Source organism: Bacillus sp. EB01 (genome assembly GCF_000613125.1).
In the GTDB taxonomy this organism is placed as follows: domain Bacteria; phylum Bacillota; class Bacilli; order Bacillales; family Cytobacillaceae; genus Bacillus_D.
In genome coordinates this window covers 990,225-1,001,707 of sequence record NZ_HG964497.1, presented here as the reverse complement: position 1 = coordinate 1,001,707, position 11,483 = coordinate 990,225, and the positions used below count along the sequence as shown (strand labels likewise).

Annotated in this window: 9 protein-coding genes; 4 read left to right on the top strand and 5 right to left on the bottom strand. The window is 43.0% G+C overall.

The genetic code is table 11. The features are described from left to right. Nucleotides 1–35: 35 nt before the first annotated feature. Nucleotides 36–1,388, bottom strand: a complete 1,353-nt coding sequence (locus TY16_RS04445; protein ID WP_043934502.1) for an FAD-dependent monooxygenase — start codon at nucleotides 1,386–1,388, stop codon at nucleotides 36–38. A 133-nt stretch (nucleotides 1,389–1,521) separates the two neighbouring features. Between TY16_RS04445 and TY16_RS04440 the strand changes: the two genes are divergently transcribed. The 3 genes from TY16_RS04440 to TY16_RS04430 all read left to right on the top strand — a co-directional run bounded on the left by TY16_RS04440 (nucleotide 1,522) and on the right by TY16_RS04430 (nucleotide 5,097). After that, nucleotides 1,522–2,223, top strand: coding sequence for a DsbA family oxidoreductase (locus TY16_RS04440; RefSeq protein WP_081772883.1), 702 nt, complete (start codon nucleotides 1,522–1,524; stop codon nucleotides 2,221–2,223). A gap of 147 nt (nucleotides 2,224–2,370) precedes the next feature. Next, nucleotides 2,371–3,759 carry a TldD/PmbA family protein gene (locus TY16_RS04435; protein WP_043930562.1) on the top strand — a complete coding sequence of 463 codons (1,389 nt, stop codon included), beginning with the start codon at nucleotides 2,371–2,373 and terminating at the stop codon, nucleotides 3,757–3,759. A gap of 3 nt (nucleotides 3,760–3,762) precedes the next feature. Next, nucleotides 3,763–5,097, top strand: coding sequence for a TldD/PmbA family protein (locus tag TY16_RS04430; RefSeq protein ID WP_043930561.1), 1,335 nt, complete (start codon nucleotides 3,763–3,765; stop codon nucleotides 5,095–5,097). Nucleotides 5,098–5,384: 287 nt separating this feature from the next. On the opposite strand, the gene TY16_RS04425 is transcribed toward TY16_RS04430, so the two are convergent. From TY16_RS04425 to TY16_RS04415, 3 genes are all read right to left on the bottom strand, one after another. Then, nucleotides 5,385–5,870 (bottom strand): hypothetical protein, encoded by a 486-nt coding sequence (locus TY16_RS04425; protein WP_231505557.1) that lies wholly within the window; start codon nucleotides 5,868–5,870, stop codon nucleotides 5,385–5,387. A gap of 226 nt (nucleotides 5,871–6,096) precedes the next feature. Continuing rightward, the gene (locus tag TY16_RS04420; RefSeq protein WP_043930558.1) at nucleotides 6,097–6,921 is read right to left on the bottom strand and encodes a YitT family protein; all 825 of its coding nucleotides are present in this window, start codon (nucleotides 6,919–6,921) and stop codon (nucleotides 6,097–6,099) included. Between the two features lie 175 nt (nucleotides 6,922–7,096). After that, nucleotides 7,097–8,110, bottom strand: coding sequence for an acyltransferase (locus TY16_RS04415; RefSeq protein ID WP_043930557.1), 1,014 nt, complete (start codon nucleotides 8,108–8,110; stop codon nucleotides 7,097–7,099). Nucleotides 8,111–8,319: 209 nt separating this feature from the next. On the opposite strand from TY16_RS04415, the gene TY16_RS04410 reads away from it, so the two are divergent. After that, nucleotides 8,320–8,670, top strand: a complete 351-nt coding sequence (locus TY16_RS04410; RefSeq protein ID WP_043930555.1) for a rhodanese-like domain-containing protein — start codon at nucleotides 8,320–8,322, stop codon at nucleotides 8,668–8,670. Nucleotides 8,671–8,996: 326 nt separating this feature from the next. On the opposite strand, the gene TY16_RS04405 is transcribed toward TY16_RS04410, so the two are convergent. Continuing rightward, nucleotides 8,997–11,357: an FdhF/YdeP family oxidoreductase gene (locus TY16_RS04405; RefSeq protein WP_043930554.1), complete on the bottom strand. Its 2,361-nt coding sequence runs from the start codon at nucleotides 11,355–11,357 to the stop codon at nucleotides 8,997–8,999. Nucleotides 11,358–11,483 lie beyond the last annotated feature (126 nt).

Sequence of the window (11,483 nt, the reverse complement as noted above, 5' to 3'; positions counted from 1 at the left end):
TCGAAGGCGACCGCCATTTTGTATTTGTTTGAAATTCATTTCCTCCTAAAGAAGCCTCGGACTATAACTTTTTTGAGAATACCGGGCTTCATTAGAATGGTGGCAGGCTGCACAAGGTTCATTACTTTAATGAAAGAGTCATAAACGTTTCGATCCTCGGAGGAAAGAAGGAAAATTTGTTTTGTGAACCATTGTTGAGCGGATAAGCCAAATGGTTTCTTTGCTTGTATCCCCGAATAACGAAGGTCTTCAGACAATACCATGGTCCAGACAGGCGCTATAATTTTCACAGTTTTTTTATGAAACATGTAGGCAAGCCTATTTAAAGGGATGTCTTTTTTCAATAAGCGGTGAAGTTCAAGTGCCTCCAAAACAGCAACGCTCATCCCCTGTCCGAAAACAGGATCAATCCGGCATATCGTGTCCCCCACCATGAGCAGCCCTTCGGGAAGTTCCTTGACTTTTTCGAACCGCCTCCAACTAATTTGAGGGACACGGAAAATGCTTGTTTTTGAAAGAGGCTTGCCCTTGCTTAATTCGGTATAAATATCGGGTTTAGGAAGCTTTTTGGCAAGCTCTAAAAATGCTTCCTTATCCACTCCTGCTTTTTTTTCATTAATGGCATTTTGATAGCCGAATATGGTTGCAATATACCGATTCCCTTCCACCCTGGAAAGAGTAGCCCCTATCTCCCCGAGAGGCGGCTCGGGATAGATGAGCTTAATCGACCAGTTCCGCTTAGGGTTCTCTGGCAGCTGAAAAAACTTGCTGACATAAGTTAACCCTATTGTTGCTTTTTCCGTAGGGAGAGCGAGGCCTAACTTTTCAAGCCAAGCTCCGGTAAAACTTCCTGACCCGCTTGCATCAACAACTAGATTAGCATCGAGGGTAATAGAGTCTGCTTCAGGGCTGCTTGCAGTCACTCCTGTTACTTTGTTCGCCTGCTTGTCGTAGTGATAGGATTTTACAGAGTGGTTATAATAGTAAGCAATATTCGGAATTTCCTTTATGTATTGGTCAATGTGCCATTCCAAGTGTGGCCTGGTTTGAAGTGTAGTTGAGTAGCCCCCATCATATTGAAGTTTCCAGACACCATGGTGGAACCAGGCGAGGTCTCTTGTAGAGTTGATTTTAATTGCACCGCTATCATAAAACCTGTTTGTGATTCCAGGGAATAAAGATTCAAGGCCATGTTCACCTGCATGTAGGAGGGCGTGTAAATGAGCTCCTTGGGGTACACCTTTTCTAGGTAACGGCCCCTGTGGCTCAGCATCTCTTTCCAGTATGATTACTTTTTTGAAATGGTCTGACAGCACCCTGGCAGCAAGCTTTCCGGCAATGCCGCCGCCAATGACTATCACTGTATTTTTTTCGCTCAAGTATTTCATCTCCATATAAAGTGGACTAAAGTTTTATATGCCCACTATATCATGCAACCAGTTATTTGAGTCAGGCAAATCCCGTGTAAAAAATAACTCAACCCCCTATACTAAGTGGAAAGAAGTAAAGGAGGAATACAATATGCATATTGAAATGTGGACGGACTTTGCTTGACCATTCTGCTATATTGGCAAAAGGCGTCTGGAGGACGCCATTAAGCAGATTGACCACCCGATAGAAGTGACATACCGGTGCTATGAGTTGGAGCCGGACGCACCTCGGGATATAAAGGAAAACATGAATGAAAAGCTGGCTAAAAAATACGGAATGAGCCTTGCCCAAGCTAAAGCGAATACAGACCGTGTAGTTCAAATGGCGAAGGAAGTCGGCCTCGATTATCAGATGGACACGATGATCCTGACAAACACATTTGATGCCCACCGGTTAACGATGTTCGCCAAGACTCAAGGCCTGATGAAAGAAATGACTGAACGGATTTTACAAGCTTATTTCACAGAATCCAGGCATATTGGCGACCATGAAACCTTAGTTGAATTGGCAGTGGAAGTAGGACTTGACCGGGAAGCGGTAAGAAACATGCTTGCCAGTGAAGATATGACTGCCGAGGTTCGAACTGATGAGCAAATGGCTCGGCAATACGGGATTTCAGGGGTGCCATTCTTCCTGATTAATCAAAAATATGCCCTTTCCGGTGCTCAGCCGACGGAAACATTTGTCCAGGCGTTGGAAAAAGTCATCGCGGAGGATGAGAAAAAAATCACCATTCTAAATCAAGATGGGAACCTCTGTGATGATGATGGGTGCGAAATACCTGAAAAGTAGTTGAATCAGCTGAACCAGTCTCGAATGTGAGACTGGTTTTTTATTTAGGCAGAGAACTGTCCCTATTTTGCCAGAGGGGAGGAATAGTTGGCTGGTTTGGCGAATATTTATGTCAGGTGGTCAATTTTTCCATTATAGGAGGTTGTTATGCTTAGTAAAAGTTTAGTAGAAGATGTGCTTACTGCAGCTTTATCGACAGGTGGAGATTTTTCGGAAATTTTCGTTGAGGATAGGTTCACGAATAATCTTACTTACCAAAGCGGCAGAGTTGAAACGGCTTTGTCGGGAAGGGATTTCGGCGTCGGGATCCGAGTGTTTAATGAGTTTCAGAGTTTCTATGCCTATACAACAGACTTTAGCAGGGAAGGGCTTTTGAAGGCGGCCAACCGTGCAGCCCAGGCGATTAAAGGTAAGGCTTCAACCGGCCTGGCACCTTTCAGCCAGCAAACGGCAGATTCAATCCATCCTATTCAAATCATGCCACAGGATATTGAGAAAGCTCGTAAAGCAGCAATCCTGCAAACAGCTTATGAAAAAGCGAGGAACTATCATTCTTCTATATCCCAGGTTACCGTTCGGTTGATGGATGAAGAACAAAACGTATTGATTGCTAATTCGGAAGGCAGGTTTGTTGAGGATAAACGGGTCCGGTCAAGGCTGGCGATTCAAGCGGTAGCGGTCAGGGATCATAAAATGGAATCTGGCTTTTATGGGCCAGGAGCTTATCAAGGTTTTGAGTTTTTCGAAAACCTCAACCTCGATCATTATGCACATGAAGCTGCCCGGATCGCAGTGACAATGCTTGATGCAGCCCCCTGTCCAAGTGGCAAGTTCCCTGTCATTATCGATAACGAATTCGGCGGCGTTATTTTCCATGAAGCATGTGGGCATGGCCTGGAAGCAACTGCTGTTGCGAAAAATAATTCCGTGTTTGCCAACCGGGTTGGCGAGCGGGTTGCACCTGAAATTGTTTCATACATAGATGATGGGACGATTCCAAATGAATGGGGTTCAATTACAATCGATGATGAAGGCGAAAAAGCCAGGAAGAAAGTCCTAATTGAAAATGGAATTTTAAAAGGTTACTTGATTGATAAATTCAATGGACGGCGTATGGGAATGGACTCGACCGGTTCCGGACGGAGGCAGTCGTTCAGGTTTGCGCCAACCTCAAGGATGACCAATACGTACATCGCTCCAGGTAAATCGACTCCAGAAGAAATTGTCTCCAATACCGAACATGGCATTTATGCAAAGTATATGGGCGGCGGACAGGTCAATCCAGCAACCGGTGATTATAATTTTGCGATCATGGAAGCGTATGAAGTGAATAACGGGAAACTTGGCCGTCCGCTGAAAGGGGCGACCTTAATTGGGAATGGGCCGAAAACTCTTCAGCTCGTCGATATGGTTGGAAATAACCTCGGCCATGGGGCTGGCATGTGTGGATCCCAAAGTGGAAGCATCCCGGTGAATGTTGGCCAGCCGATGATTCGTGTCAGCGAGATTACAGTTGGCGGGACAAAGGGGGAATAGGCAATGACAATAAGTGAACTGTTGTTTAAGGAAGCGGAGAAAAGCGGTTTTACGGATGTAGAAATATATCTGGAGAAAAAGGAAGTGTTTGGCTGCCAGGTATATAAGGGTGAAATTGACCAGTACGAGATTGCCGAAGACGGCGGCCTGTCATTCCGGGGCATTATAGATGGAAAGATGGGCTATGCCTATACGGAAAAGCTCGATGAGGATTCAATTCCATTCTTAATTAAGAATGCAAAGGAAAATGCGCAAATTGTGAATGATGAAGCACACGAAGAGATTTTTACAGGTAGCAGCCAGTATGAGGAGGGGAATTTCTATTCAGATTCCCTTGATGAGATAGGAATACCTGAAAAGATTCAATTCATCAAGGATGTTGAAAAAGAACTGCTTGCCTTTGATCCACGGTTTGAAGCGACCGACTGGTGCGCAATCCGTAACGAGTCTGTTACGAGGACGCTTGCGAATAATAAGGGACTGAATGTCAGCGATCGACTGAACTTCCTGTACGCGTACATTGAGGCGATTGTCAAGGATGGGAATGAAACGAAGACTGCGTTTGAATTTAAGTTAACCCAGGATTTTAACAAGTTAAATGCCAGGGAAATCGCTCAAAAGGCTGCAGAGAAGGCAATTGCTCAGTTGAACTCGAGGCCGATTGAAAGCAAAAATTACTCTGTGCTCATTAAAAACAACGCCGCGGCCCAGCTGCTGGCTGTCTACTCGGGCAATTTTTCCGCAGAGAATACGCAGGCAGGGATATCTCCTTTAAAGGATAAGGGAGGTAAAGAAATTGCTTTGAGCATGATTACAATTGTCGATGACCCGTTCCTTGAAGGCGGCCTTGGCTGCCGGACGTTCGACAGCGAGGGAGTGGCTACCAGGAAGCTTACGGTTGTTGAATCAGGCGTACTGCAGTCCTTACTTCATAATCAAAAAACCGCTAAAAAGGATGGAACATCAACAACAGGGCATGCCTATAAAGATTCATATAAGTCAGCTGTTAAGGTTGGTCCATCCAATTTCTACATCGAGCCTTCTTCTGCTGAATTCAGTGAGTTGCTCGGTTCAATAGACGAAGGTGTTTTGATTACAAGTCTTTCAGGACTGCATTCAGGTGCCAATACTGTATCAGGCGACTTCTCGGTTGCGGCAAACGGTTTCTACATCAAAGACGGAAAGATTCAATATCCAGTCAACTTGATGACGATAGCAGGAAACTTTTATCAAATGCTAAGGGATGTTGTGAAGATCGGCTCCGACCTGACATTCCCACTCTCACCAATCGGCTCGCCATCCATTCTCGTTAAATCGCTATCAGTTACGGTGGAGTAGGGGCGGTTCCCGTCTCCGCAGTTAGGAGGGGCGGTTATGGTTTACCGCCTAATTCGCAGAAGCAGATAAGGGAAGAGCAAGGCATACCTTCATTCATCCAGGGGATATGTAATATTTTTTAAAAAAGGACGTTCTGCCAGCTAAAGGAAGCAGGTGGAACGTCCTCCTTTTCAGGTTTATATAGGCAAGGGAGGACGATCAAGTTTCTTGCACCGTCCCAAACATAGTTGAGGAGAGGTTATTCTTGCACTTATAGCCATGGTTACCCCGAGGATTTTAATAAAGATTCATTCAACCTCTTTAAATGAGTATCCATATCTTAATGCTAAATAAATTGCTCTTCCATCACTTGGATTGTCCTTTCCATAGTCGACCGGGAGCAACGAGAAAAAAATATAATATAGAGAGAAATAGACCAGTTGATAAAAGAACTGGCTTTCTGGCCATATACCCTGTGTAATCAAAGTATTAACGATAAAAATCGTTAGGCCGTTAAAAATAATACCGCCTCCATAAATCAATGCGTGTTTCCATCTCTTTTCCCTCTTAATGTCAGTGTACTGGCATGCAGCATCTATGAAATAAAGGATGAAAAAGTGCATTCGTCCCAATGAAAGGATCTTTCTTCCTCTTCCAACATTTAAGTCTGCTTTGCCTCCAAAAAGAAAAATGAAAAAAACATGCCCAAATGCATGTATGAAGGCAACAATTGGCATCACAACAAAAAAGGCCCATGTAAATGTTTGCAGGTCATCCCAGGAAAACAATACCATCCCCCCTACATAGGACGAATACCTCTTAGAAACTTTATAAAACCTGTTAAAAAAATCCGGTAAAGGAGCGAAATGTAAAAAGGCAAACTGATATTGATCCGCTCAATGGTACGAGTGGCAACACTTATACATTGAACCTTTCTTTCCCGAAATAAGTTCCCAAATAAAAAGGACAGTCGCCTGCTTAAGAGAAGCAAGAGGACTGTCCTTTCTTGAATAGAAAAATTTAAATGGCCTTTCTGAACCGGCCCATGACCTCGTGGGTATGGGTAATGTTAACGAATGCATGGGGGTCGGTTTGTTTAATCGTATATTTAGTTTCATTTAATTGATACTTTGTAATCACAGTGGTTAGGACTTTTTTAGGCTTATGGGTGTATGCACCTTCGGCATCTGTTATTGTAATTCCCCGGGCATGCAATTCAAGCAGGGCATCACTAAGTTCTTGATATTTCTCGGTAACAATCATAACTGTCAATTTGTTTTGAGTGGTGTAAACCATATCTACCGCACTTCCGGCCACATAAATGGCAATCATCGTATATAACGTAATATTCCAGCCGAAAACTATTCCCGAGATTGCAACGACAGCAAGATTCATGCAGATATTCAAAAAACCAACCTGCATGTTCTTTTTCTGTGAAAGAATAAGACTCACGATATCTGTCCCGCCGGTCGAACCACCTGTTCTAATAATCAACCCAATAGCAATCCCATACAGCGCACCACCTATAATGGAGGAAAGAAGGATATCGTCGCTTACCGCATGGATAGGGATGAACTTTAGGCTTAAAGACAAAACGACAACTGAATAAATAGTTAGGAAAATAAACTTCCTGCCTAAATACTTTATTCCAAGGATGAATAAAGGGATATTGAACATCAAAACAGCCAAACCGGTATTAATATTAAAAAGATGATGGACAAAGAAAGCAATTCCGCTGACACCACCCGATGCCAGCTTATGCGGAATCAGAAAAGTGTTGTACGCAAACCCGAAAAGAGCTGAACAAAAACCAATGACTACGACCTGTAAACTTAACCTGAACAACGTAAGCACCTCTGTTACTACTCATTATGTATTAGGGACTGGTCCCTATTGCCAATGGCTATTGTACACCTTTTTCACTCAAATGTTTACCTTTTGTGACCAGTTCCTTGTGGAAAAAACAGGGACGGTTCCCTGTTTCCTTCGATTGCTGCCGAACAAGCGAGTGTGGGTACGCTTACATCAAGCGAGCTTTAGCAGACTGAATAAGCTGGTATGCAAGATACGATAAACTGAACACAAGGAAAGCATCAACAAGGTTCCATAATAAAGAGTGGGACACATTCCCCAGGCCTGCCGCATGAAAAAGCAAATCCACCATATCAATGAGGAAGACATGAACAGCATAAATTCCGAGTGCATTTCCGCCGATTTTAGTTATAAGCAGGCCTTTTCCGAGTTGTGGATTATGCAGCGCAAAAGAAAACAGGAATATCGTCAGGAACATAGTGGAGAGAAAGAACTCCCCATGCCTGGAGCCTAGCCCTTTTTCGAGCAAAAGGCCTTCAATAATCTGTAGGATTGAGAATAAGAGAAATAAATAGAAGTTCGTCTTTTTAGTTAGATTTTGATGATGTTTAAGAGGTTTGCTGTAAGAAAACCAAAAACCTGCTGTTGTGTAAAAAAGGCCAAAGAACAAAGCATCACGGGTGCTTTCGGGAGATTCGAAGAAAACTGAATACGCCTGCCCAAAAAGTCCATAGATGTACAAACAAAAGCTTGTGACCAAAAGAATCCCGGTTTTTTCAAGGTTGAAAAACAAGTAAAGGATAGAGATGCTCCAGACAAGGGCAATAACAAACCACAACTGATAACCGCTCGTCCCTTCTCCATAATAGAGGAGGCCAAGAAAGGATAATCCTTCTAAATAAGAAGATAATTCACTGCGTACATTCCCGTCGCCTGCTAAAATCATCACTAGATCGTATATGAAGTAAAAGACGAGCCAGCTGATGTAAATCTTAAGGATTTTTAAGACGTATTTTTTAAAATAACATTTGTTTTTATTTATGTTGGTTACTTTGCGGCCGAAAAAATACCCTGATGCCATAAAGAAAAATGGAACAGCAAACCTTGAAATGTTATCAAGAATAAAGTAACCAACTATATGGTCACTAGGAAAGGTGTGGATCACTACAACAGCAAATATAGCAAAAAATTTAATAAAATCGATTGCAAAGTTACGGTCCATGCATTCACCTGATTTTCTTTTTAGAATCACTTGATAGTATTTCCGAACTATATATCTTTATTTACGCTTATGCGGGTACAAATTAGTGATAATTAGTACAGAGAAACATACACAATATTGTAATACTGATGTTATTAAAATCATTCCATATCGAAGTATAATACTTGTAAATACCCTAAGGGGTAATAGTGAAGAGAGGGAACTAACTTATGAAAAAACTAGCAGGTATCCTATTAGTATTGATTTTTGCTCTTGCGGGATGTTCAGGAAGTTCATATGAAACTGTTGATGTGGCTAAAGCAAAGGAACTGGTGGATAGCGGGGAGATTGATGGTATATTAGATGTCCGTACCCCTGAAGAATATCAAGCTGGCCATATAGACGGTGCTGTAATGATTCCAATTCAAGTCATTGAAAGTGAAATGGCGAAGCTGGATAAGGACAAGACATATCTTGTTTATTGCCGAAGCGGAAACAGAAGCCAGCAGGCCTCGGAAATCCTCAGCGAAAATGGATTTAAGCAAATTTTTAATATGAACGATGGATATTCGGAGTGGTAAGAGTCTGTTAAAACAGTTCCTGATAAATAAAGTAACGGGTTCGGTTTTTAAGTAGAAAAACCTAATCATCATGAAAAGAAGCATTCCAAAATGAATTAGACTACTTCTTTTCGTTGATATAAAAAGGCTAATAAAATGAAACCTGTCGGGAATTATTTTATCCCACTCTTAAGGGACAGTAAGCCTTAAAGGGCAACTGTCCCTTAAGGTCCGATTGGTGAACTAAGATTTTTCTTAGGGCTTTAGCTCTTAGAAAAATGCATCGGGCTCTGCGCGACTAACTATCAGTGGGGGATGAACAAACCCCTATTGATGGAAGGTTCACTTTATGCTGGAGCATCAATTTCGTCTTCTTCTATGCGACTTTCAACAAATTGAACGTCTTTACGTGCATTGAAGCGGTCTGCTTTTTCAAGACTCACAGTAATATTGTAGTCGGGGATTCCGGCATATTTTTCATAGCGGCCTCTTGGAAGCAAAAAGTTTCCTTCCGGGAAATGGACTTGTACATTACCCCTGGAGACGTCTACAAACTTCGCTCTTCCCTGGAACACGCCGAATCCGTTGTAAAGAACGACTCCTTCACCTTCAGCAATGCTTAATTCCTTTGCATCTTCTGCATTCATTAAAACATCATAGCGGCCGGCACCGTTCAAAGGATCGACTTCATTATAGACCATTGAGTTAAACTGCTTGCCGCGGCGGGATGTGACAATGAATTGGCCATCCTTTTTACCGAGGTCAGGAATATCAACAGCAATCAGATTGCCTCTTCCATCCGGAGTAGGGCAGATTCCGTCTTCGCACAACCAGGAGCCCCCCCACTGGAATACATCTCCTGCATTCTTCAGATGTTGAATGCCGTCATAGTTAGGATTTGCTAATGCGATTTCATTCCGGATTTCCTGGGCGTCCTTAAAATCCACTGCAGCTGCAGCTTCCGGTTTCACTCGCTTTGCAAGCTCAACGTAGATTTTCCATTCTTCACGGGCTTCCTCAATCCGGTTCTTGTTACCTTTAATCTCAGGGCTGAAGTAGACCATCCGTTCAGTAGAAGTAGAGGTACCGCCGCCTTCCTGCTCGTAACGGGTCTTTGCAGGCAGGACAATTACTGCTTCCTTGGCATCCAGTAGGGTAGACGTGTTAAGGATAATATCCTGATGGACACGGATTTCAAGTTCGGATAATGCCTTTTCAATAAAATCAGGTTCCGGCATCGTTTCCAGGAAATTTCCACCTGACATATAGTAAAGTTTTATTTTGCGTTCATGATCATCTGGAAGGATTATATTTTCCAAGGTTACACCTACGATATCACCCTGCCAATCAGGCAGCTTGAATCCCCAAAGTGTTTCAATCCGATCAATATTGGCACCATAATAATCTCCACCTGGTAAGACAAACGGATCTGCGCCCATTTCGCCTGATCCCTGTACGGAAGAATGGCCGCGGAATGGCATTAATCCTGTATGTTTTCTGCCGAGGTGGCCCCGCATTAAAGCAAGGTTGGCAACTTGCGAAATGTTATCTGTAGCAAAAGAATGCATCGTCAATCCCATGGCCCATGCATAAACAGCATTCTTGCTCCCGGCAAGCAGTTCTGCAAGCTCAATGATTCGTTCTTTTGTAACCCCGGAGGATGCAACAATATCACCCCAGGATTGCTGCTGAACATGTGTCTTTAACTCAAGGTAGCCATTTACATGTTCATTGACGAATTCATGGTTGATTGCCGAACCTTGGATAACCTCCTCCATGTCAAACCAATGCTTCATAATTCCATGTATGAAGGCAATATCCCCGCCAATATTAACCTGGTAAAAATCATCGGCAAGTTTTGTTCCAAACAGGGCCGATTCAGGATTGGACGGAATCCAGTATTTATCCATGGCAGGTTCTCTATATGGATTAACTACAATGATTTTAGTTCCCTTTTTCTTTGCTTCTAGCATGTATTTGGAGGAAACCGGCGAACTATTGGAGGCAACGCTGCCCCAGAATACCAACACATCCGTTCCAATCCAATCGAGGTAGTTACAGGTTGAAGCACCTACCCCGATAGAGCGCTTCATTGCGGTCTTGGAAGGGGAATGGCAAATTCTGCTAGCATTGTCAATATTGTTGGTACCAAGAAAACGGGACACTTTCCCTGCTACATAATAGGATTCATTAGTAATCCCTCGGGCTGTGAGATAAAAAGCATATTGTTTGGGATCGAGTTGTTTCATTTTTCCGGCAATCATATCCATTGCTTCATCCCACGTAATACGGGAAAACCTTCGCTCACCTTTTCGGCGAATCATTGGATATGGAATTCTGCCGAGCTTACGGAGTTCAGAGCTGCTGTATTTTTTTAATTCATCGATATCCGCATGCAAGATTTCCGGTTTAATCGGACCTGCCGTATTCAAGCGGAGAACATTTAACCGTGTTGTACAAATATGCGGACCTGTCAATGTCTGGTCGTATAGTCCCGAGACACCAAGTGCACAGCCATCGCAAACTCCTTTTGTCAGGATATTAGTGGCATAGCCGAAATTGTCCCGGTTGTCCCATAGTGTTTTAACTGTATCACGAATATGTTTCGGCTTTACTTTGCCGAGCCCGAACGGAATGGGGCTTACCCAATGCTCTGGAGCCGGCATAGCCGATTTTTTCTGAGGTCCTGGATGTTTCGTTTTTCCCATATAAAACACTCCTATTTAAATCTTTATCCACATAAATGAAACGGAAATATTCTAGCTCGGTTGACCAAAGCAGAACTTAAGCTCAGTCTGCAACAGAAATTCAATTTGGACTTTGAGGACTTGCTG

Coding starts and splice junctions, on each gene's coding strand:
- TY16_RS04445 (WP_043934502.1), bottom strand. CDS start 1,388: ATGAAATACTTGAGCGAAAAAAATACAGTGATAGTCATTGGCGGCGGC.
- TY16_RS04435 (WP_043930562.1), top strand. CDS start 2,371: ATGCTTAGTAAAAGTTTAGTAGAAGATGTGCTTACTGCAGCTTTATCG.
- TY16_RS04430 (WP_043930561.1), top strand. CDS start 3,763: ATGACAATAAGTGAACTGTTGTTTAAGGAAGCGGAGAAAAGCGGTTTT.
- TY16_RS04425 (WP_231505557.1), bottom strand. CDS start 5,870: ATGGTATTGTTTTCCTGGGATGACCTGCAAACATTTACATGGGCCTTT.
- TY16_RS04415 (WP_043930557.1), bottom strand. CDS start 8,110: ATGGACCGTAACTTTGCAATCGATTTTATTAAATTTTTTGCTATATTT.
- TY16_RS04410 (WP_043930555.1), top strand. CDS start 8,320: ATGAAAAAACTAGCAGGTATCCTATTAGTATTGATTTTTGCTCTTGCG.
- TY16_RS04405 (WP_043930554.1), bottom strand. CDS start 11,357: ATGGGAAAAACGAAACATCCAGGACCTCAGAAAAAATCGGCTATGCCG.